The organism is Sphingobacterium yanglingense, assembly GCF_004363245.1.
Classification (GTDB): domain Bacteria; phylum Bacteroidota; class Bacteroidia; order Sphingobacteriales; family Sphingobacteriaceae; genus Sphingobacterium; species Sphingobacterium yanglingense.
In genome coordinates this window covers 96,575-119,550 of record NZ_SNYV01000003.1, presented here as the reverse complement: position 1 = coordinate 119,550, position 22,976 = coordinate 96,575, and the positions used below count along the sequence as shown (strand labels likewise).

At 38.5% G+C, this 22,976-nt stretch carries 16 protein-coding genes and 1 tRNA gene; 13 read left to right on the top strand and 4 right to left on the bottom strand.

All coding sequences use genetic code 11. The features are described 5' to 3' along the window. The first annotated feature begins 253 nt into the window (after nt 1-253). The 4 genes from CLV99_RS01605 to CLV99_RS01590 all read left to right on the top strand — a co-directional run bounded on the left by CLV99_RS01605 (nt 254) and on the right by CLV99_RS01590 (nt 7,383). Nucleotides 254-1,318: an efflux RND transporter periplasmic adaptor subunit gene (locus tag CLV99_RS01605; RefSeq protein WP_133582740.1), complete on the top strand. Its 1,065-nt coding sequence runs from the start codon at nt 254-256 to the stop codon at nt 1,316-1,318. A gap of 8 nt (nt 1,319-1,326) precedes the next feature. Continuing rightward, nucleotides 1,327-4,404: an efflux RND transporter permease subunit gene (locus CLV99_RS01600; RefSeq protein WP_133582739.1), complete on the top strand. Its 3,078-nt coding sequence runs from the start codon at nt 1,327-1,329 to the stop codon at nt 4,402-4,404. 25 nt (nt 4,405-4,429) lie between these two features. Beyond that, nucleotides 4,430-5,710, top strand: coding sequence for a TolC family protein (locus CLV99_RS01595; RefSeq protein WP_246032678.1), 1,281 nt, complete (start codon nt 4,430-4,432; stop codon nt 5,708-5,710). A 257-nt stretch (nt 5,711-5,967) separates the two neighbouring features. Beyond that, entirely contained in the window at nt 5,968-7,383 is a 1,416-nt protein-coding gene (locus CLV99_RS01590; RefSeq protein WP_133582737.1) for a Gfo/Idh/MocA family protein, read from the top strand. A gap of 82 nt (nt 7,384-7,465) precedes the next feature. Here the strand turns inward: CLV99_RS01590 and CLV99_RS01585 are convergent, their stop codons facing one another. Then, nucleotides 7,466-8,473, bottom strand: a complete 1,008-nt coding sequence (locus CLV99_RS01585; protein ID WP_133582736.1) for a helix-turn-helix transcriptional regulator — start codon at nt 8,471-8,473, stop codon at nt 7,466-7,468. A 111-nt stretch (nt 8,474-8,584) separates the two neighbouring features. Between CLV99_RS01585 and CLV99_RS01580 the strand changes: the two genes are divergently transcribed. The 3 genes from CLV99_RS01580 (at nt 8,585) to CLV99_RS01570 (ending at nt 13,389) form a co-directional block, all read left to right on the top strand. Further along, the gene (locus CLV99_RS01580; protein ID WP_133582735.1) at nt 8,585-11,095 is read left to right on the top strand and encodes a TonB-dependent receptor; all 2,511 of its coding nucleotides are present in this window, start codon (nt 8,585-8,587) and stop codon (nt 11,093-11,095) included. A 49-nt stretch (nt 11,096-11,144) separates the two neighbouring features. Beyond that, nucleotides 11,145-12,383: a DUF4374 domain-containing protein gene (locus CLV99_RS01575; protein ID WP_133582734.1), complete on the top strand. Its 1,239-nt coding sequence runs from the start codon at nt 11,145-11,147 to the stop codon at nt 12,381-12,383. An 85-nt stretch (nt 12,384-12,468) separates the two neighbouring features. Then, on the top strand, nt 12,469-13,389 hold the full coding sequence (locus tag CLV99_RS01570) for a siderophore ABC transporter substrate-binding protein (RefSeq protein WP_133582733.1): 921 nt from the start codon (nt 12,469-12,471) through the stop codon (nt 13,387-13,389). A 49-nt stretch (nt 13,390-13,438) separates the two neighbouring features. Here CLV99_RS01570 and carB read toward each other — a convergent pair whose 3' ends face one another. Next, nucleotides 13,439-16,258, bottom strand: a complete 2,820-nt coding sequence (carB, locus tag CLV99_RS01565; RefSeq protein ID WP_133582732.1) for a carbamoyl-phosphate synthase large subunit — start codon at nt 16,256-16,258, stop codon at nt 13,439-13,441. A 247-nt stretch (nt 16,259-16,505) separates the two neighbouring features. Between carB and CLV99_RS01560 the strand changes: the two genes are divergently transcribed. Then, nucleotides 16,506-17,003: a hypothetical protein gene (locus tag CLV99_RS01560; RefSeq protein WP_031301836.1), complete on the top strand. Its 498-nt coding sequence runs from the start codon at nt 16,506-16,508 to the stop codon at nt 17,001-17,003. Between the two features lie 65 nt (nt 17,004-17,068). Here CLV99_RS01560 and CLV99_RS01555 read toward each other — a convergent pair whose 3' ends face one another. Next, entirely contained in the window at nt 17,069-19,243 is a 2,175-nt protein-coding gene (locus CLV99_RS01555; RefSeq protein WP_133582731.1) for a S9 family peptidase, read from the bottom strand. Between the two features lie 221 nt (nt 19,244-19,464). Between CLV99_RS01555 and CLV99_RS01550 the strand changes: the two genes are divergently transcribed. The 5 genes from CLV99_RS01550 to CLV99_RS01530 all read left to right on the top strand — a co-directional run bounded on the left by CLV99_RS01550 (nt 19,465) and on the right by CLV99_RS01530 (nt 22,836). After that, the gene (locus CLV99_RS01550) at nt 19,465-19,827 is read left to right on the top strand and encodes a dihydroneopterin aldolase (RefSeq protein WP_133582730.1); all 363 of its coding nucleotides are present in this window, start codon (nt 19,465-19,467) and stop codon (nt 19,825-19,827) included. A gap of 169 nt (nt 19,828-19,996) precedes the next feature. Continuing rightward, a complete protein-coding gene (locus CLV99_RS01545) occupies nt 19,997-20,440 on the top strand; it encodes an Hsp20/alpha crystallin family protein (protein WP_133582729.1) in 444 nt (147 codons plus the stop codon). A 154-nt stretch (nt 20,441-20,594) separates the two neighbouring features. After that, nucleotides 20,595-20,906: a 50S ribosomal protein L21 gene (rplU, locus tag CLV99_RS01540; RefSeq protein ID WP_133582728.1), complete on the top strand. Its 312-nt coding sequence runs from the start codon at nt 20,595-20,597 to the stop codon at nt 20,904-20,906. A 44-nt stretch (nt 20,907-20,950) separates the two neighbouring features. Next, on the top strand, nt 20,951-21,214 hold the full coding sequence (rpmA, locus tag CLV99_RS01535) for a 50S ribosomal protein L27 (protein ID WP_133582727.1): 264 nt from the start codon (nt 20,951-20,953) through the stop codon (nt 21,212-21,214). Nucleotides 21,215-21,450: 236 nt separating this feature from the next. Next, nucleotides 21,451-22,836 carry a DEAD/DEAH box helicase gene (locus tag CLV99_RS01530; RefSeq protein ID WP_133582726.1) on the top strand — a complete coding sequence of 462 codons (1,386 nt, stop codon included), beginning with the start codon at nt 21,451-21,453 and terminating at the stop codon, nt 22,834-22,836. Nucleotides 22,837-22,883: 47 nt separating this feature from the next. On the opposite strand, the gene CLV99_RS01525 is transcribed toward CLV99_RS01530, so the two are convergent. Then, nucleotides 22,884-22,957 (bottom strand) — tRNA-Ala (locus CLV99_RS01525). Between the last annotated feature and the right edge of the window lie 19 nt (nt 22,958-22,976).

Sequence of the window (22,976 nt, the reverse complement as noted above, 5' to 3'; positions counted from 1 at the left end):
CGCCAGAGCCGATGGTATTGCCGTAACAGGTGGGAGAGTAGGTCGGTGCCTTTTTTAATACGAAGCCCCTTCAGGAAACTGGAGGGGCTTTTGTTGTATATGATGTTAGGCTCTAGTTCCTTCATCGAGAGTATTCCTATTCAGAGATAATTCGAGTTATCGCTATTATAATAAGAATTTTACATTTTTTATAAGGCAATATAACCTATATTGTAACAGGAGTATGAATAAACTGCAAACTCCCAAGTAAATTATGAATCGAAAAGTTGGAATATTTCTATTGATCTTGTTTTTGATAGTTGCTGGACTAATCAGTTATAGACTATTAAAAAATAGAGAAAAACAAAGCATTAGTGAAAAGAATGAAGGTTCTCGTCGTGCTGAGACTAAAGTCTATGGTATGGTTGTTACAGGAAAACCGTTTTCTGATTTTCTGTCGCTGACAGGCGGCATAGAGGCTAATGAGGTGGTAGATTTAAGGGCTGAAATGTCAGGACTTGTTGAAAATCTGAACTTTGAGGAAGGAAGCAACGTCGGTACAGGACAAGTACTTCTGAAAATTAACGATTCTGAACTACGAGCACAGCTAGAGCAAGCACAAACAAGAAGTAATCTTGCACAAGAAAATGAACGTAGAGCGCGATTACTCTTGGAAAAGGAAGCTATTAGTCAAGAAGAATATGAAATAGCAAGTGCTGATTATCGTACAGCTAAGTCACAAATACAGCTTATCCAGGCCCAACTTAATAAGACTTTAGTAAAGGCTCCGTTTGCTGGAACCATTGGGCTTAGAAGTATATCAAAAGGAAGCTATATTACGCCTACAACACCAATAGCACAGTTGGTTAATTTGTCAAGGATAAAGCTACAGTTTTCTATCCCTGAGAAATATGCCGTGAAAGTCAGAATAGGTGAACAGGTTAGATTTACAGTTCAAGGTTCAGAGGAGATTTTTTATGCAAAGATTTATGCAATTGAACCCTTGATAGAAGAAAGTACACGCACATTACGGGTTCGAGCGATCGCAGAGAATGCTAATAATAAGCTGATTCCGGGATCATTTGCTAATGTGACATTTCCCTTAGAGACAATAAGTGATGGACTGTTGGTTCCTACAGAGGCTTTGATTCCAATCCAGAACGGCAAGAAGTTGTTTCTTAAAAAGAATGGTAAGGCAAAAGAAATATTGGTTGAAACTGGAGGAAGGACAGATTCGGTTGTATTGATTAGTAGAGGGATAGCTGATGGAGATACTGTATTAACATCCGGTGTTATGTCATTAAGGGATGGTAGTCCAGTGAAAGTAACATTGAGATAAGAGAAGATATGAGTTTATCAACCTTAAGTATCAAGAGACCTGTATTGGCAATTGTGATGAACCTTTTGCTGATTTTGTTTGGCATCATCGGTTATACATTCTTAGGTGTACGAGAGTTTCCTTCAATCGACCCAGCTCAGATATCTGTTAGAACAAGTTATGCAGGAGCGAATGCAGAGATTATAGAGTCTCAGATTACTGAACCGCTAGAGAAGTCTATAAATTCGATTGATGGAATACGAAATATTTCTTCTTCTAGTAATCAGGGAACTAGTAATATTACTATCGAGTTTAACTTGGATAAGAACCTCGAAGAGGCTGCGAATGACGTTCGTGATAAAGTCTCTCAAGCGTTGCGCAGTCTTCCTCAGGATATTGACGCTGCGCCAGTTGTTTCTAAGGCAGATGCCGATTCGGAGCCGATAATAACAATGACGGTGCAGAGTGCTACAAAGAATGTACTCGAATTATCTGATTACGCGGAGAATGTCATTGCTCAACGGCTTCAAACTATCCCAGGAGTAAGTTCAGTCCAAATCTGGGGACAGAAGAAATTTGCTATGCGTTTATGGATTGATCCCGTAAAGTTGGCTTCGTATGGGTTGACGGTATTGGATGTGCGAACGGCTTTAAATAGTCAGAATGTAGAACTTCCTTCGGGCAAGCTTACTGGAGCAAATACCGAACTCGCTGTAAAGACTATCGGTAATCTTTCTACTGAGGAAGGGTTTAATAATATCGTGATACGGGCAGAAGGTAGCCGTATCATTAGGTTAAGTGACGTGGGACAGGCTACACTGGAAGCAGAGAATTTCGAAACCAAAATGTCGGACTCGGGCTATCCTATGGTAAGTTTGGCTGTAATACCTCAACCCGGCACTAACTATTTGGATATAGCTAAGGAGTTTTACGAAGAGTACGACCGTTTGGAGGTTGATTTACCTGAAGGGTTTGAAATTAATGTTGCGATTGATAATACGCAGTTCGTCAAGCGTGCCGTATTAGAAGTGGTAGAGACTTTGTTGATCTCTATCGTTTTAGTAGTGATAATTATATACATCTTTTTCCGGAATTGGAGTATTGCATTTAGACCATTGATTGATATTCCAGTATCATTGATAGCTACATTTTTCGTCATGTATCTTTGTGGGTTTTCAATTAATGTACTTACATTATTGGCCATTGTTTTGGCTACCGGTCTTGTGGTGGATGATGGAATTGTGGTAACCGAGAATATATTTAAGAAAGTGGAAGAGGGGATGTCTCCAATAGAAGCCGCAATCAAAGGATCCAACGAAATATTTTTTGCAGTTATCTCTATCTCTGTGACCTTAGCAGCAGTTTTTCTTCCAGTTATATTTTTGGAAGGATTTGTGGGAAGACTGTTTCGTGAGTTCGGTATTGTCATTGGATCGGCCGTGTTGATATCTGCTTTCGTATCGTTATCGCTGACTCCGATGTTGAATGCTTATCTTATGAAAGGTGGCGAGCAGAAACGTTCAAAATTTTACGATAGGACGGAACGATATTTTGTAGCGATGAATAAAGAATATGAAGGCTCGTTACGTAGTTTCTTAAGTAGAAAATGGTTAAGTGTTGCTATTATCGGTGCTTGTTTTGTTCTTATCTACTTCTTCTATCAGCTTTTACCCAAGGAGACAGCACCCTACGATGACCGTAGTTATATCTCGCTGCGAGCAACAGCTCCGGAAGGTGTATCTTATGATTATATGGATCGATTCATGACCGAGTTGACCATGTTGATAAATGACTCTGTTCCTGAGAAAAAGGTTAGTTTGGTAATCACTTCACCTGGATTTGGTTCTTCTTCGGCCAATAGTGGTTTCGTGCGTTTGGGACTTGTACAGCCTGGTGAACGTGAACGAACGCAAGAGGAGATTGTCAATCAGCTTTCAAGATTGACACGGCAGTATTCAGAAGCTCGAGTTGCTGTCTCGCAACAACCTACAATTGCGGTGAATAGAAGAGGTGGATCCCCAATTCAATACATTATCCAAGCTCCTAATTTCCAAAAATTAGAAGAGAAGATTCCTGAGTTTATGGAAGAATTGTCAAAGGACAAAACATTCTCTATGGTAGATGTCAATTTAAAATTTAATAAACCTGAACTGTATGTGCATATCGATAGGGAGAAAGCTCAAGCGTTGGGTGTATCGGTACTAGACGTTGCACAAACTTTACAAATGTCTTTGTCTGGTCAACGATTTGGCTACTTTATGATGAATGGCAAGCAGTACCAGGTGATGGGACAGTTTGACCGAAAGGATCGTGCTACGCCAACGGATCTAACTTCTATTTTTGTGAAAAATAAGGAGGGGAAACTGATTCAGCTCGACAATATAATAGAGGTGCAGGAGCATAGTAGTCCGCCTCAGCTCTATCATAATAATCGATATATGTCTGCTACAGTATCAGCATCACTAGCTCCAGGGCAAAGTATGGGACAGGGCATTGAGGCTATGGATGCGATCAAAGAGAGGGTATTGGATGAAAGCTTTACTACTGATTTGGGAGGAGAGGCTCGAGATTTTGTAGAAAGTGGATCCAATACGATGTTTGCTTTCGGTCTAGCCGTACTTTTAATATTTTTGATTTTGGCGGCACAGTTCGAGAGTTTTGTCGATCCTATTATTATATTGCTGACAGTTCCTATGGCCGTGGGGGGAGCGTTATTTTCGTTATGGCTTTTCGATCAATCATGGAATATTTTTAGTCAGATCGGTACGATTATGCTTATTGGGCTGGTGACGAAAAACGGGATTTTGATTGTGGAATTTGCCAACCAGCTTCGCGAGGAAGGGCAGGAAAAATTTGAAGCAGTAGTTCTTGCGGCTGAGGCTCGTCTAAGACCTATCCTGATGACTTCTTTTGCTATTGCATTAGGAGCTTTACCGATTGCTCTTTCCTTTGGAGCAGCATCTACCAGCCGTATCGGTATGGGGGTTGTCATTGTCGGAGGAACGCTCTTTTCTTTGTTGTTGACCTTATATGTAATTCCAGGTTTTTATTTGATGTTTTCACGTAAGCGTAAACATCGTCCAGAATTTGATCAGATAGATGGCTAGTATGAAGTATTTAGCATTATTTTTTATGACTTGGACGTCATACAGTCTAGTTACGGCGCAGGAATTGTTGACTGTCCAAGATGCTGTTGAATTAACTTTGGCAAATAACTATGATATCAAATTATCCGAGAATAATCGTCAAGTGGCGGTAGAGAATGTGACCTACGGAAATGCAGGTATGTTGCCCTTGGTATCGGGGAATTTTACCCAAAGCAATAGTATACAGAATTCAAAGCAAACACAAAATGATGGGAATATCCGTGAATTGGACAACGCTAAGAATAATAATATGTCTTATGGTGTAAGTTTAGGATGGACCATTTTTGACGGTTTGGGTATGTTTTCTAGGTATGAATCCCTAAAGGAACTGGAGAAATTAAGCAGTGTTGAGGCTAAGGGCACACTTGTAACAATGGTCTCTGATGTAATTCGAACCTATTATAGTATTGTCGAACAGCAGAATTTGTTGGTAGCCCTAGATTCTAGTATACTGATTTCAAAAGAGAGATTGCGCACTGCTGAAAATCGATTTTCTATAGGTAAGGCTTCTCGCTTGGAGGTCTTAAATGTACAAGTCAATTTAAATGAAGATGAATCTGCCCGACTTCGTCAGTTAGACCTTGTAAACAATCTCAAAACGGCTTTGAATGGTTTGATGGCACGACCATTATTAACTGAATTTAATGTCATCAAAGATGTAAACATCGATCAATCAATGGTATTGACGGATTTACTGAGCAAAGCGGCTATACATAATCCTGATTTGTTACGGGTGGGAATTAACAAGCGTCTTGCTGAGCTGGAGTTGAAAACCATAAAAGCAAACCGCTATCCTACGGTTAGACTGAATGGAGGATATAATTTTTCTGAATCGGAATCGAGTTTAGGTTTTGTTGCTAGATCTAATTCTAGAGGGCTTAATTATGGTGTTACTGCTTCCGTTAATATTTTTGACGGTTTTAATCAGAGACGTAATGAACGAGTCGCTAAATTAAAGATAGATAATGCCGATTTAGCGATAGAACAAAGACGCAATGTGATAGAAACGGCATTGACGCAGGCTTTTCAGAGCTATCAGACGAGCTTGGCTTTAGTGCATATTGAGGAGGGAAATGAGCGTATTGCTAAGCAGAATCTAAATATTACGATGGATAAATACCGTATTGGAACAATTAGTGCTGTAGAGTTTAGGGATGCACAGCAAAATTTCATTAATGCGGTATCCCGATTCAACACGGCTAAGACCCAAGCAAAGTTGTCTGAATCCCTATTAAAAGAACTTGTCGGAACAATAGACTTCTTATAGTAACGATTGTGTTAGGCAAACGTTTTCGCAATTTAGGTCAAACGTTTGCGTTGTTTTTTCATTTCTTATTATGGTATTTATAGATTATTATTGTGATAGATAATATGAAATAAATGTCGTTATCTATAACCAATAACCCTTTAATAATAAATTGGTTATTCGACAATAGACTGTTTAGTTTGTTTTAAAATAGGTGATTTTAAGGGGGGCTTTGTGTCCCCTTTGATTTTTGAAGAAATAATAATCCTAAGATAGATATGAGTTCAAATAGAAGAGATTTTTTAAAGAAGGCGTCGTTCCTTTCTGCTGCAGCTATTACTTTACCTGCATTGAATAATGAAGCGCTGGCAGCATCATCTTTTAACATGTGGGGATATGCCGCTCCTAAGATTGATAAGGTACGGATAGCCGTGATCGGTTTGGGAATGAGAGGTCCTGGGGCGGTGGATCGCTTATCTTATATTGAAGGGACAGAGATTGTCGCATTATGTGATAGGCATGCTGATCGCGTAGATAAGGCACAAAAGATTCTGACTGGTAAAGGTCTGAAAGAGGCGAAATCTTATTCCGGAGATAATGGATGGGAGAAGTTATTAAGAGAAGAAGAGTTAGACCTTGTTTATATTTGTACTCCTTGGGAATTTCATGCACCGATGAGTATTGCAGCAATGAAAGCTGGAGCACATGTAGCGTGTGAAGTTCCAATTGGTCTAACGGTGAAGGAATGCTGGGAGGTTGTAAAAGTATCCGAAGCGACCAAAAAGCACTGTATGATGTTGGAAAATTGTTGTTATGACTTTTTCGAAATGCTGACCTTAAATATGACACGTCAAGGTATGTTCGGTGAGTTGGTACATGCGGAAGGAGCTTATATACATGATTTGTTGGATTTGAACTTTAACAGTAAAAATGGTTACGATAACATGTGGCGTTTACGCGAGAATATTAAAATGAACGGTAACCTTTATCCAACCCACGGTCTTGGTCCAATCGCACAATGTTTGAATATTAATAGTGGCGATCGTATGACTCACCTTGTTGCTATGCAGACTGCCGATTTTATGATGGGAGAGACAGCTCGAGAGATGGCGGCTAAAGACTCTTTTTACCAAGAGTTTGTTGGCAAGAAGTACCGCGGAAACATGGATACAACTTTGATTAAAACGGAGAAAGGTAAAACGATGATGCTTCAACATGATGTCACTTCACCTAGACCTTATTCACGTCTTCATTTGTTGAGTGGTACCAAAGGTTTTGCACAGAAGTATCCGAAAGAAGGCATTGCCTTTGGACACTCTTTTGTGAAGGAAGACGAGTTGAAAGGTTTGTATGAAAAATACACACCACAATTAATCAAGTTTATTGGAGAGCAGGCAAAACAAGTAGGGGGCCATGGCGGTATGGACTTTATGATGGATTGGCGTCTGATTGATTGTTTGAGAAATGGCTTACCAATCGATCAGCCTGTATACGAAGGAGCTTCTTGGTCTGTAATTGTGCCATTGAGCTGTGAATCTGTAGCTAAGAATAGTAGAACGGTTGCTATCCCTGACTTTACTAAAGGAAACTGGAAAACGAATAAACCTCACGATATTACGTTGAATGGAGGTGGAATTACCGGTATTCGTCCAAAGGTGTCTAAGGATCAAAGTAAACAGTTGAAAGTAGATTAGGACATTTCATACCTAAACTTATTGAAAGGGAAGATTTCTACGGATATCTTCCCTTTTTTGTTGACTGTAAGAGCGGATGATACTACCTTTGGGCTATACTCTGAAACTGGCTTAAAGCCTCTTTTGGGGTACAGCCATAATAGCTTTTAAACACTTTTATGAAGTGGGAAACACTATGATAGCCTAATAATACCGCCAATTCGTTGACATTATAGTTTTGTAATAGAAGCTTTTTAGCTTTTTCCATTCTTAGTTGTACGACATAAGCGTAAAGCGTAGTGCCATAGGCAGCTTTAAAATTTTGCTTTAGCTTCTTTTCATTCATAGAAAATATCTTTGCCAGCTCGGCACTTGAAGGCGGCGTATCGAGATTTAGTGTAAGGTAAGATTTTATTTTTTCTAAACTATTGGATGGTTGGGATGCGATTTCAGGGATATTGTCTCCATAGTGTGTCTGTTGATGTATGGTAAATAGTAGTTCTCGCAATTTAAGCTTAAAAAAGTGATACCTATGTTCAATTATATCTTTACTATCTATCATATCCTCAATAATCTGTAGCATCTTAAGATCTATAGAAAGAGTCTCATTGGGCCTATTCTCAGGTGTTCTAGACAAGATGTATTGATGAAAAGTATCTTCGTTTATCCAATCTTCAGATTTTATGAGATTGATATAAAAATCGACGGACATTTTTATTATTATATAATGCAATGCCTCTCCAGGCCGGATAATGAGACTTCCCCCGCCTCCTTCTGTATCTAAGAAATTCCGTTGTAGCATTCCTGCCCTATGGGTATAGGATTCGTTGCCTGCTCCATTTTTTACGCTTGAATTTCCACTTAGATAAAAAAAGAAACGGACGTGCGGAGTTTCTGCAGACCAATTATTGGTAAGGATAGTATCTGTATCTATTTGGGACTCGACAATGTGTAATCCCACAGAATGAAATATATCACAATGTATTGATACATGATTTTGCTTGTAGCTGAATACTTTATGCGTTAATATATCTTCTTTTAAATGAGTCCTTTCAACTATATCATCATGTACTATCTTGTTTATCTCAAGAATCTCTGATTTCAATCGCATGTTTTTATTTCGCTATTTTTTGTCCCAATTATCACTATTTGTTGATCGGTTAAGTAATTACATTTGCGAAGTTATTTATAATTAATCTAAATACCAATAGGGTTCTCGAAAATGAAAATAGATTTATCTGAAATCAAACAAGTGGTTCGCATAGCATTGTTTTTTTCAATATTGTTTACAGGTACATCTCTTTATGCTCAATCTCAAAAGAGGGAAATGGGTAAGATCATAGGATATGTAAAAGATACAGAAGGTAAAATAATCCAAGGAGCTACCGTTTATGTCCTTAATACGGCATATAGTACACAAGTGGATAAGGATGGGCATTATGTTTTAGTTGTAGGCTCCGGAGATTATGAGGTAATGAGCTCTGCAGTGGGTTTTATAGGTAATAAAGTAAAAATAACAGTTGGAAAAGGTGAAAATAAATACCAGCAATTTGTTTTGAAGGCGGATCCAAATACTTCTATAGAGCAAGTTGTGGTTGAAGGCAAGTCTGCAATTCAAGAAGTAAGGGAGACACCTTTTAACGTTGTCGCTTTAGATGCAAAGTCACATTATAATACAACTCTTGATTTAGCTCATCTTTTAGATAAGGCTTCAGGTGTTAAAATTCGTGAAACTGGTGGATTGGGCTCCGATATGAATATTACTTTGAATGGTTTTACAGGGCGTAATATTCGTGTTTTTATGGATGGTGTTCCTATGGAAGGTATGGGAACTGCATTTCAATTAAACAATATACCGGTGAATATGGCGGAACGTATCGAGGTATATAAAGGAGTTGTCCCTATTGAATTTGGAGCGGATGCGATGGGTGGAGTTATTAATATTGTGACCAATAGGACCCAAAATACAACATTAGATGCATCTTACTCTTATGGTTCATTTAATACACACAAATCCAATGTAAGTCTTAATCACACTTTTAAATCCGGTGTGTCTCTACAATTAAATGCATTTCAAAACTACTCAGATAATAATTATAAAGTAAAGACGGATTATAGAATTTTTGCTAAAGAAGGCAAACCTGTGACTGGTGATGATGATGATATTTGGCAAGAAGGTTCTGCATGGTCGGCAGACTCTGCGTGGTTTAGACGTTTCCATGATAGCTATAGAAATGAAACTATCATGGCCAAAGTCGGGATTGTTGGTAAGAAGTGGGCTGACAGAATGTTGTTGGGGCTTACTTTAGGTCAGGTACACCAAGATGTACAACATGGTGCAGAGATGAGATATGTCTATGGTGAGCGGACTGCTCATAGTAAATCGTTTCTTCCATCTTTTGTTTATGATAAAAGAAACCTAATTGTTGAAGGATTGAGTGTGCGGGTTACGGGTAACTATAACTATCAGAAGGCAGGAAGTGTAGATACCACCGATTTTAAATACAGTTGGACTGGTGATCGTAGGTTGATGAAGGATCTCCGAGGGCAAAGTAACGCCTTTGGAGAAGCAAGCTATGGACTATCTGAATACTCAAACAGTAATCAGTCTGGAACAGTAAATATTGGATATCGTATTAATACTGGTCATTCACTTGCTTTCAATAATGTCTTGTCCAATTACACACGTAAACCTGATATGCAACGTGTAGCTGATGCCTTATTCCCTAGCTTACCTACAGCTGCTGATAGTATGAGTAGGACGAGCTTCAAAAATACGTTAGGGCTAGAGTATAGATATACTTATCAACGTAAATGGAATACAAACATATTTGCAAAGCACTATACGAACCGTGCTTCCGGTCCTGGAACTCATGCAGAAACTGAAGAGACTTATAAGCAAAAAGAAGAAGTATCTAAAACTGGATATGGTATTGCCAGTACATATTTTCTGCGTAATCTACAATTAAAGGCTTCTGCAGAAAAAGCGTATCGCCTACCGAATGATAGGGAGTTGTTTGGTGACGAATTATTGGAGGAAGGAAATGTAGCCTTAAAGCCAGAGGAGTCCAACAACTATAATATTGGATTTACCTTTAATAAGGAGCTTTCAAATGATTACTCTATATATGTGGACTGGTCAGGCTATTACAGAGATACCTATAACTTTATTCAAACTTTATTGGCCAGGATAGGTGATGAGGTGAATGGTAGTTCAATGTACAGAAGAACAAATCATGGACGAGTAACACGTCTTGGAACCGATGTAGAAGCACGGGTTTATTATAAGAATACAGGAACTATTGGAGCGACATTAACCTATATGGATATACGTGACAAGGTACGGTTTACAGATAAAGATGGGAAGAAGGAAAATGGAAACTATAAGTATCGTATGGCGAATCTCCCATACTTTTTCTGGAATGCTGATGCTTCTTATTATGTGCATGATTTTCTTAAAAAAGGCAATACACTTAACTTAAATTACACGTTGAACTTTGTAGATAAAATATATAAAAATTCAATGGCGTATGGTGAAAAGTCGACAAAAGCTTTTATACCAAAGCAGTTTTACAGCGACTTTTCTGCAACTTATATTTTAGAAGATGGGAAATATAATATTTCTTTTGAAGCGCGTAATCTTGAAGATGCTATGTTATACGATAACTACAGTTTGCAGAAGCCAGGAAGAAGCTTTGCTGTTAAACTAAGATATTTCTTTATTAAAAGATAACAATTTTTGGAGTATAGAATTTAATACAGGTATATATAATAACAATAAAATGAAAAAACAATTTATTACCAAAGCATGTTTTTTAGCTTTAACTGTAATGATTGCAGTAGGCTGTAGTAAAAGTGATTCTGATAAAGGAGGCGAAGGAAAACCCGTAGATCAGTATCTAGTCGCTGTCCAAGCTAAAGGAACAGGAGAGAGTGCAAGTACTTATTTCATTCCAGTTGAGTCATTAGATAATCCCGAATCTTCGATTACTCCTGTTGGAACAGGATTAGAGATTGATAATACTTTTTCCAATTATATTTCTAATGGGTTTGACGGCTTTGTAACTCTAAAGTATGGTCAAGGACAGGCTCACGTAGGGACAAGAGTAACCATAAACAACAATGGGAAAGCAACACAGATAGGTAAGCAGTTTGAAATACAAGATGGATTCGTTACAGCGGGTATAGTAGGTGATGCTGTTTATTCAGCCATGAGTGGTTTTAGAGCGAAAGATAAGAGTAAGGCTACTTTTAATATTATTCCAATGTCTCCTTCAACACCTCAATTTGCCTACATGCAAGTAGATCAATTTGCTGGCTACGAAGGTAAGAATGCGGCTTTAGTAGGTATAGCTGATGCAGGTAATGGATCTTTCTATACGGGACTGGATTATTCTGCTGACGAAATAGATGAATTGGTAGTAGCTAAAGTTAAAGCAAATAACTTAAAACCAGAGGCTGTTTATAAAGATACGCGTTTGAGTAAGTCAGGTGGACAATATAGATCCGCTAGATATTCGCAGATTGGTGAAACATCTAAAGGTGATGTTTATGTGTTCTCAGGTAATTACGCGGGTACAAAAACAGCAGGAGCTTTATTGCTTAAAAAGGGGGCTACAGGCTTTGATAAAGACTATTTTTGGGATATCGAAAAAGCTTCTCAAGGATATCGCTTCCGTAAGGTCTGGTATGTCCAAAATGATATATTCTTGTTAGAGTTTTATAATGAGAAATCAGAAGCTGGAAAATCTGTTTCAGGTGTTGCTTCACAGTTTGCCTTATTGGATATGGTAAGCAAGAAATTTACTTGGGTAACAGGTTTACCTGATAAAAGCTCAATTCCTGATCTAGGTACAAGCGAACCTTATATACTAGGTGGAAAAATTTATTTAGGACTTAAGACAACTATAGAGACGCCAAGATTCTATGTAATTAATCCAGTTACTGGACAAGGTAAAAAAGGGTTGCTTGTTAAGGATGCAGAAGCTATTGAAGGAGCTACATTTGTTAAGCAGAAATAGTAGCTTTTTTTAAGTTTAGTAATAATAGCAGGAGGAATTTCCTCCTGTTTTTTTATGAACTCTCTATATTTTTAATGTATTAATTATGAAACGTAATTATCTTGTTGCCTTGCTTTTAACAGCATGTACTTTTAGTGTGTCAGCACAGAAGGCGGTTACTTTTAAACACTCTAAAGGTGAAACTAATGTTCCTGCGAATCCAAAAAAAGTATTGATTATGGATTTAAGTGCTTTGGAAACATATAATGAACTGGGGATTCCTGTTACAGCTACAGTGGATCAAGTCCCAGAATACTTAAATGAATATAATGATGCAAAGTACATTAGAGTAGGGAATGTAAAAACACCAGATATGAAAGCGGTTGTAGCATTAAAGCCTGACTTTATCATTACTGGGGGAAGAATGGGCAATTATTATGATTCACTATCGATGGTTGCTCCCACGATTATTTTTGGTACAGACGAAAATGATTTTTGGGGTTCTTTTGATCAGAATGTCCGTGATATTGCTAAATTACACGGTAAGGAGAAAGTAGCTGAGGCAAAATTAAAAGCTCTACATAAAAGAGCTTCGATTGTACAGGCTAGAGCTAAGGTAGATCCAAAGAAAACAGTCTTAGCGATGCACATGAACGGACGTTTGATGCCTAGCGGTCCCAATTCTCGTTTTGGATTTTTGTATGATGCTTTGGATTTAAAACCAGCGTATATACCAGACACTGGAGTGACTAATGCACCTAGAGGTGGTGAGCGTCCTCAAACTCCTAAATTAGCAGATATCAATCCTGATTACTTATTTATTTTTGACCGTAATACAGGTATACAAGGTGTAATGCCAGATGTTAACGATATTATTAATGATGATATTAAAGCTACGCAAGCTTTTAAAGATGGTAAGGTGTTTATCCTTCCAGGATGGATTTGGTGCCTTTCTGGTAGTGGGTTGACTTCTGTCGACCAAAAGATTACAGAAGTTGGAGAAAAACTTTATAACATAAAGTTCTAAAACCAACCCTTCTTAAAATAAAAAGCCCGCTACTAGCGGGCTTTTTATTTTACTGTGCATTTAAGAACATTGATTTCTTTAAAACCAATTCTCTAAAGTAAGGATCCTTCAAATCTTTGATGAAACGGATTGCTTCACCTGTTGACTTCATTTCAGGTCCTAATTGTTTATCTACTTCAGGGAACTTAGAGAAGGAGAATACAGGCTCTTTTATTGCCCAACCTTCTAGTTTACGTTCGATTGTAAAGTCTTTTAATTTGTTAGCGCCTAACATTACTTTGGTCGCTATATTGATGTAAGGTACATCATAAGCTTTAGCAATAAATGGAACAGTACGTGATGCACGAGGGTTGGCCTCGATAACATATACATTTTCTCCTTTTATAGCAAACTGTATGTTTAAAAGTCCTCTTACGTTTAGCGCTTTCGCAAGTTTGATCGAGTATGTTTCCATTTTATCCTGTACAGCTTGTGAAAGCTCAAAAGGAGGTAATACTGCGTATGAATCTCCGGAGTGAATACCTGCTGGTTCAATATGCTCCATCATACCGATGATATGTACATCTTCTCCATCCGAAATAGAGTCCGATTCTGCTTCTTCTGCACGATCTAGGAAATGGTCAATTAATATTTGATTTCCCGGAAGGTTTTTAAGTAGATTAACAACTGCTTTTTCTAGGTCTTCATCATTGATTACGATACTCATACCTTGACCACCTAATACATAAGAAGGGCGCACTAAAACTGGATAACCGACTTCGTTTGCCACTTTGATAGCTTCTTCTGCAGATGTTGCGACACCATACTTCGGATAAGGAATTTCGAGCTCTTTTAATAGATCCGAGAAACGGCCACGGTCTTCAGCAAGGTCCATATCTTGGAAAGAAGTGCCGATGATTTTAACACCCAGTTTTTCTAGACGTTCAGCCATTTTCAATGCTGTCTGACCACCTAACTGTACGATTACTCCTTCTGGTTTTTCTAATTCAATGATTTCACGTACGTGTTCCCAGAATACAGGCTCGAAGTATAACTTGTCTGCCATGTTAAAGTCTGTTGATACAGTCTCTGGGTTACAGTTGACCATGATCGATTCGTAACCACATTCTTTAGCAGCCAATAGACCGTGTACACACGAATAGTCAAACTCGATACCTTGTCCGATACGGTTAGGTCCAGAACCTAGTACGATGATTTTCTTTTTATCCGAAACAATCGATTCGTTCTCATCTTCAAAAGTGGAGTAGAAGTAAGGAGTATGTGCTGGGAATTCTGCTGCACAAGTATCTACCATTTTATAAACACGACTGATCCCTAGTTCTTTGCGTCGGTCATAAACCTCATCTTCGGTTACATTACCCAACAACCAAGAGATTTGCTCATCAGAATAACCTTTTTGTTTCAAGGTCATGAAGAAATCGCGTGGAATATTAGATAGTTGGTAGCGACGTAGTTCTTGTTCTAGTTGAACTAATTCTTGTATTTGTCCTAAGAACCATTTGTCAATCTGTGTCGCTTTACGGATAGATTCTAGGGGAACGCCTAATTCAAAGGCATCTTTTATATGGAACAGACGGTCTGCACTTGGGTGCTCTAGACTATGCATAATTTCATCTAGGTTGCGCAACTGTTTGCCATCAGCACCTAGTCCAGCACGGCCTGTTTCTAGAGATTGACAAGCTTTTTGTAGTGCTTCGATAAATGTACGGCCAATTGCCATCACCTCGCCCACAGCTTTCATCTGAAGACCAAGCTCTTTGTTTGCTCCTTTGAATTTGTCAAAGTTAAAACGAGGCACTTTTACGATTACATAGTCTAATGTCGGTTCGAAATAGGCCGAAGTTGTTTTCGTAATTTGGTTTTGTAACTCATCTAAGTTGTATCCAATTGCCAATTTAGCAGCTATTTTTGCAATAGGGTAGCCCGTTGCTTTAGAAGCTAATGCGGACGAACGAGATACACGCGGGTTGATCTCGATTGCGATGATGTCTTCGTTTTCAGGATTTACGGAAAACTGAACATTACAGCCCCCTGCGAAAGTCCCTATCGAACGCATCATCTTAATCGCTTGGTTACGCATATCTTGATAACACTTATCAGACAATGTCATACCTGGTGCTACTGTGATAGAGTCTCCGGTATGTATTCCCATTGGATCAAAGTTCTCGATCGTACAGATGATAATTACGTTGTCGTTTGTATCACGTAGCAATTCCAGTTCGAACTCTTTCCAGCCCAATACAGCCTGTTCTACCAATACCTCATGGGTAGGAGATGCGTGTAAGCCTCTGTTTAGGGCCGCGTCAAAGTCTTCTTTTTTATGTACAAATCCACCTCCGGTACCTGCTAGCGTATAGGAAGGACGGATTACTAAAGGAAAACCAATTTCTTGTGCTGCCTCTTTTCCTTCAAGGAAAGAGTTTGCGATTTTTGAAGGAGCTACACCTACACCGATATCAATCATCAGCTGACGGAATTCTTCGCGGTTTTCTGTCTTCTCAATAGCTGCGACATCGACTCCAATCACTTGAACATTGTATTTCTCCCAAAGCCCAATATTAGAAGCTTCAATACATAAGTTTAAAGCGGTCTGCCCGCCCATGGTTGGCAATACAGCATCAATCTTTTGCTCTTGTAAGATTTGCTCGATACTCTCGCACGTAAGAGGTAATAGATAGATGTGGTCTGCTACAACCTTATCGGTCATAATTGTTGCAGGGTTAGAATTAATTATGGATACTGTGATACCTTCTTCTTTGAGTGATAAGGCAGCTTGGGATCCTGAATAATCAAATTCACACGCTTGTCCGATAACAATAGGACCAGAACCTATGATTAAGACAGAGTTAATGGAGGTGTTTCTAGGCATTATTTATGAAATCAAAAAATTAAAATACGAACTAGTTGCTGTTTACAAAGCGGCGAAATGCCTTTGAAAAGAAGAGTATTCCGACTGCTTTGTCGGAGTGCAAAGTTATATTTATTTTTTGATATAGGCAAGAATGTTTTGTTAAACATGTATCCGATAAATAGGAGTTTTTGAAATATGTACTGGAATGGTACATTATTTGCTTTATCTTCGACGAAATTTTAAGAAAAACTATAAATACAACTTTATGAAAAAATTTACTTTAGCATTAGTAGCGTTATTAGTTGCAGGAGCTTCTCAGGCTCAGGATTACAAGAACTCTATCGGTATCCGTTTAGGTTCTGGTTACTATGACGTGATTTCTGCGTCTTTTAAGACATTTATCAAACAGCCTGCTGCTTTGGAATTTAACTTAGGTTTTGATTCAGATAAATTCGCTGGAAAGAGTTTTACGAATTTAGCACTTTCAGGTGCTTATCAGCATCATTTCCCTATCGGAAATATCGATGGATTCAAATGGTTCGTAGGTGGTGGTGCAGTATTGTCTAATACTTTCTCTAATATTGATGAAGTTAAGGGCTTTAGCGCAGGTATCTTCCCTACAGGAGGTGTTGATTACAAGTTGAAAAGTGCTCCTTTTGCTTTCTCTGCAGATATCAGACCTACCATCCACGTTGTAAATGGTGCAGGACACTATAATGGTTTCTATGCAAATGGCGGTGTAACTGCTCGTTATACTTTCTAAGCGGAAAGAACGATAATAAAAATGGGATTGCAAAATGTGCAATCCCTTTTTTATTTACTTAAGCTTTACTTCTTCAGATGTAGATCAAAATACTTAGCGATTTTATCATACATATGGATTCTATCCCTGCCACTTACATTGTGCTCGTGTTTAGGGTATAGAAAGTAGTCCACTTGTTTTCCTGCTTTTATACATTGTTCTACAAAGTCCATAATATGTTGTTGTACTACAACAGGGTCCTGGGCACCATGGATTATCAGAAGGTGACCATTTAGCTTGTTTGCTTTATTTAACAGCGAGGTCTTTTTGTATCCCTCAGGATTTTCTTCCGGTGTGTCCATATAGCGTTCGCCATACATCGCTTCGTAGTATTTCCAGTCCATTACTGGTCCTCCTGCTACAGCAGCTTTAAAGATATCGTTGTGTTTGGTCATTAAAGATGTGGTCATGAAGCCACCGTAGCTCCATCCGAATATCCCCATATTATCGCTATCTACATAAGGAAGAGATTTTAGGTATTCAATACCGACCAGTTGATCAGCCATTTCTGATTCACCTAGGTTGCGGTGCGTCACGCGTGTGAAATCTCTGCCGCGGGCATCAGAACCTCTATTGTCCAATGTGAAAACAACATATCCTTTCTGAGCCATGAACATATCAAAATAACCTGCGGCTCCTAGCCACCTGTCGGTAACGAGTTGAGCATGTGATCCTCCGTATAGGTACAACATAACCGGATACTTTTTTGAAGAGTCAAAGTTCGCAGGGTAGATGATCCTAGCGTTTAAAGGGGTTTTCCCATCGGGTGAGACAAAAGTTTTAAACTCAATTTTCGGGATATCTATTTGACCAGTGAAAGGGTTTTCGGCAGTTAATATATTAGTTGACTTGCCATCCTTCTTTGTTATTACTTCTATTTTATTGGGAGTAGTCAGATTGCTGTATTGATCAAGGATAAAGTTTCCACTGTCACTGATAGAAGCGTTGTGTGTCCCATTTTTCTGGGTCAGTTGGGTCGTCTTGCCACTCTTTAGCTCTACTTCAAACAGCTGGCGTTCCATTCCATTATTGATTGTTCCTATATAATACGCTTTTGTTCCTTTGCTGTCAAAACCTTTGAAATCGATTACACTGACATCGTTATGTCCGAGATGACGGATCAATGTCCCCTGCGTATCATATAGATATAGTTGGTTGTATCCGTCTCTGTCCGTTTGGTATAAAAACTGCTTCGAGTTGCCTGGTGTAAAGATCAATGCATGTTGAGGTTCTACCCATGTCGTTGATTTCTCTTCAAAAAGTGTTTTAACAAGTTCGCCGGATTTTGCATTATACTTGTTGAGCTTTAGGTGGTCTTGTCCCCGGTTTAGAATTCCTACATAGACATACTCATTGTTTGGGTCCCATGAAGCTATAGTCAGGTACTGTTCTTTTGGAGTTCCAGTCTGTAGTGTGGTGTAGTGACCTGTCTGTGTATTGAAGATGTTTAAGGTCACTTCTTCATTTTTCATTCCGGCCATAGGGTAACGGATGTCTTTTATTGTAGCAACACGTGTGTCCCATTGTGGTAATGGATATTTGGTTACCATTGTTTCGTCTTTACGATAGTAAAGCAGTTTTTGGTCATCCGGAGACCACCACATTCCTTTTGTGATTCCAAATTCCTGTCTATGGGTAAACTCACTGCCGTTTACAATACCATTTACCGTGTCTTTGGTAACCTGTATTTTCTCCCCGTTTGCAGTTGTGATTTCGATATTGTTGCCGATTAGATAAGCGGTCTGTGCATTCGATGCGCTGTACTCTATGTTTGTAGCTGTGCTGGGTACATTGGACGTAATCTGTATATCCTTTTTGGTGACATTATATGCTATGCCATATACAGTTTCTTTTCCATTCACTGTAAATGTTAGTGTGTTGGCATCTTGCCATTCGTACTGTGTGGGGAAAGTTCTCAGAAAGAACTGTTCATTAGGGATAGTTTTTGTTAATGCAGTCTGTAGTTCTGCAATCGAAACGAGCTCTTTGCTCTGCCAATTATCTTTTGATGGGCGTATCATTAAGTTTTGATACGAAGCGTCTAAGTGTGAAAAAGCATCTGTCCCCTTTACCCACTTTTGACCAAATAGATTCTTTGGTGAAAATTTGCTTGGGCCGAATACCGTTTCATCTATAGTGAAACTCCGTTGGCCATAGGCATAAGTTGAACCGAGCAGTAGTAATAACAATAATTTTTTCATCTGTTTGTTTTTTGTTAGATGGAGTCTTTAATAGGCATTGCCTGCTGGCGAAATTAGCTAATTGTGTGAATATAATTGCTAACGTCAAAAATGTTTTACAAGCCTTTTTGAGTTTCGGTAGGACTTGTTCTGTTGTGGTGGAGAACTTGTAATATTAGGCTGCAAGCTAAATGTATTGTATTTCGCATGTATTAATTTAAAAATTGTGTAATTTTAATATTATGATTACACAGAAGGTCTCCCTACGGGAGGTGCGATTTTATTCGCCAATTGGTTATTATGAAGAAGAACAGGTTGTCGGAAACGAGTTTTATGTAAGTGTGGATGTGTTTTTCCCCTTCGAGAACTCAGACGCTGAAGATTTAAAGAATACTATTAATTATGAGGAGCTTTATCAGATTCTTTTAGAAGTGATGAGTCCTAAACGCAAATTGTTGGAGTCCGCGTTGGAAGATATGCTTGATTTGATTCTAAAAAGGTTCAATTTTGCCCAGAAGGTCAATGTAGTTATCAAAAAGATTAATCCAGCTTTTGGTGGGGACTTGGCAAATTCGGAGGTAGCTCTGCAGTTTGTAAAGGATTGATTGACAGGTTTCAGGGCTTTTTAAAATGCTTTTGATGACATTTTGTCTTTTCTATTTGTTTTGCTGTGTCAAAATGTCTTGTTTTTATGTTTGGTATTTTTATTGAAATAGACTGACTGTATAAGTTTAGTATATAATTAAAAAATAAAAATAATTGGAGGACAAGAAAATGGCATTAATTAAATTCCCTACAAAAACAGTAAACACAGACGGTGTAAATCCATTTGTTAATAGTGTATTTGACAATCTTTTTAACGATTCATTTATCTCTGATCGTTTGGTAACACGTATTCCAGCGGTAAATATCACGGAGACAACCGAGGCTTTTGCAATAGAATTGGCGGCTCCTGGATTACAGAAGTCTGATTTTAAAATCAATGTAGATAAGAATATTATCTCTATCAGTGTAGATAAAGTTGAAGAGTCAGTATCTGATGATAAGCTGTATAGTAAAAAAGAATATAGCTACAGTTCTTTCTCTAGGTCCTTTACTTTGCCTGAGACTGTGAATTACAGTGATATTGATGCAGTTTATGTGGATGGAGTGTTGCAGGTCAAGATTGGAAAGAAAGAAGAGGCTATTGTGGCCAAACGCCTGATCGAGGTTAAATAAGATGAATTATTTAAGTATATTGAAGAGCTCCAACAAGGAGCTCTTTTAATTTTCTCCAGTACCGAGGTGATGCTTTTTGAAAAAAAATTGCAGTATTGAATATAATAATCTATCTTTGCGGTTCATTAAATAATTAACATTTTAATAAATAACAATGTACGCAATAGTAAATATAGCAGGGCAGCAATTTAAGGTTGCAAAAGACCAGTATCTTTTTGTACACCGTTTACAGGGAGAAGAAGGCGCTAGTATTGAATTTGACAATGTGTTGTTGGCCGAAAACGGTGGTAAATTCACTGTAGGTACTCCAAGTATCTCAGGAGCTAAAGTTTCAGCTACGATTTTGTCTCATTTGAAAGGTGATAAAGTAATCGTTTTCAAGAAAAAACGCCGTAAAGGATACAAAAAGAAAAACGGTCACCGTCAACAATTCACTAAAATCCAGATTACTGGTATCAGTTTATAATCGAATTTTTAATCCTGACGCAAGTCATAAATTAAGATAAAGAAATGGCACATAAAAAAGGTGCGGGTAGTTCCAAGAACGGCCGTGAGTCACATAGTAAGAGATTAGGTATCAAGATTTTCGGTGGTCAGAAAGCTATCGCTGGTAACATTATCGTTCGCCAACGTGGTACTGTACACAATCCAGATACTAACGTAGGTGTTGGTAAAGACCACACTTTATTTGCTTTAGTTGATGGAACAGTTGTTTTCCGTAAAAAAGCAAATAATAAATCTTATGTTTCAGTAGTTCCTGCTGAGCAAAACTAAGGTTTAGTTTAATCCTATTTAAAAGCCGCTAAGTGTTCCTTGGCGGCTTTTTTTTCTGAAAGTGTCTGTTTTTAATGGACATCAAGAACTTTCATGTCTGTTGGTGATTCAGAGGAATCATGAAAGTTTTTTCTGAAAGTGTTTTGTTTTCAATGAACATGACAAACCCTCGAGACATTTTCATAACTATTTAGATTGTTATTACAAGAGGGTTTGTTTTACTATAGAACATATTGATGAAAACGTTCAATGATTTAAAAATCAGCTCGCCTATATTGGCCGCTGTAGAGGCGCTGGGATATGAGAATCCGACACCTATCCAAGAGCAGGCTATTCCTGAGGTGCTTAAAGGTAAGGATTTGTTGGGGTGTGCACAGACTGGTACGGGCAAGACTGCTGCTTTTGCAATACCTATTTTGCAATTACTTAATAATAATAGGCCTCAGGGGCTTAAGCGCGGCACCATCCGCTCGTTGATTCTGACTCCAACCCGTGAGTTGGCAATACAGATTGGTGAATCTTTTAGTGATTACGGTAAGAATCTTAAATTAAGACATACCGTTATTTTTGGTGGGGTCAACCAGTTTAGCCAGGTCAATGAAATTCGTCAGGGGGTAGATATTTTAATTGCGACTCCAGGTCGACTTTTAGATTTAATGAATCAGCGTATCTTATCGATCAATCAGATAGAAATCTTTGTATTGGATGAAGCAGATCGGATGTTGGACATGGGCTTTATACACGATGTCAAGCGTGTGTTAAATGCTATACCAGATAAACGCCAGACTTTGTTTTTCTCAGCTACTATGCCTAAAGCAATACAGTCTTTGGCAGATAGTATCTTGACAAACCCTGTCAAAGTTGAGGTTACTCCAGAATCTACAACCGCAGAAACCATTCAACAGACTCTGTACTATATAGAGAAGGCGAATAAGCCGAAGGCATTGATGTATTTGTTGAAAAAAGAAGTAGATGATAATGTGCTCGTCTTTACCCGTACCAAACACGGTGCAGATCGCTTAGTGAAATTGCTGCATAGACAAGATATTTCTGCAGCAGCCATACACGGTAACAAATCTCAAAATGCACGTCAGAATGCGTTAGAAGGTTTCAAAAAGAAAGAGATTCGTGTTTTGGTGGCAACAGATATTGCAGCAAGAGGAATCGATATTGATCTTTTAAAATATGTTATCAATTATGAAATCCCTAATATGCCTGATGCTTATGTACATCGTATCGGGCGTTCTGGTAGGGCGGGAGCAGAGGGCTTCGCGATTTCGCTTTGCGATGTGGAGGAGATCCCGTACATCAAAGATATACAGTTTACCATTGGCTTTGAGCTTCCTGTAAAACGAATGGAAGACTTGAGCATGTCTCCACAGTTTCTTGCAAAGGCAACGTTAGAATCTGGTAAAGGAAAGACTAAAGGGAAAGCAGAACAGCCTAAACCAGGTGCGAAGCCTGATTATCGTCATAAGAAGAAAACTTCGTCAAATAGTCGTGGTCAGTCTTCAGGTGGACGGGGACAATCTTCATCAGATGGTAGAGGAGGGGCTTCTTCAAGTAGAGGACGTTCTTTTGGAGGTAAGCGCGGATCTGGCAATTCAGGTAAGACATTTTAAGGGAAATAGAAAAGGGCAGATTTTTTAAAATCTGCCCTTTTTAGTTGTGGAGAATAACGGATTCGAACCGATGACCTCTTGCCTGCCAGGCAAGCGCTCTAGCCAACTGAGCTAATTCCCCATTAGCTGATGCAAAGATA